At 61.3% G+C, this 473-nt stretch carries 1 pseudogene; it reads left to right on the forward strand.

Going from position 1 to position 473, the window contains the following annotated elements:
* Positions 1–473: pseudogene (locus ABVM99_RS18840) on the forward strand (oxaloacetate decarboxylase); the annotation flags it as partial.

Raw genomic sequence — 473 nt, forward strand, 5'->3', positions numbered from 1 at the left:
CAGGCGGTGCGCAGCCACGGCGCGCACGCCCAGGGGACCCTGAGTTACACCACCAGCCCGGCGCACACGCTGCAGACCTGGCTGGATTTAACGGAGCAACTGCTGGAAACCGGCGTCGACTCGATTGCCATCAAGGATATGTCCGGCATTCTCACTCCGATGGCGGCGTATGAGCTGGTGAGCGAAATCAAAAAACGTTTTGAGGTGCGCCTGCACCTGCACTGTCACGCCACCACCGGGATGGCGGAGATGGCCCTGCTGAAGGCTATCGAGGCGGGTGTTGACGGCGTGGACACGGCAATTTCCTCCATGAGCGCCACCTACGGCCACCCGGCCACCGAAGCGCTGGTGGCGACGTTGGCAGGTACTGAGCACGACACCGGGCTGGATATCCTGAAGCTGGAAAATATCGCCGCATACTTCCGCGAGGTGCGCAAAAAGTATCACGCCTTTGAAGGCCAGCTGAAGGGCTA

Origin of the sequence: Salmonella sp. SJTUF15591 (assembly GCF_043356435.1) — a bacterium.
Lineage (GTDB): Bacteria > Pseudomonadota > Gammaproteobacteria > Enterobacterales > Enterobacteriaceae > Salmonella > Salmonella enterica.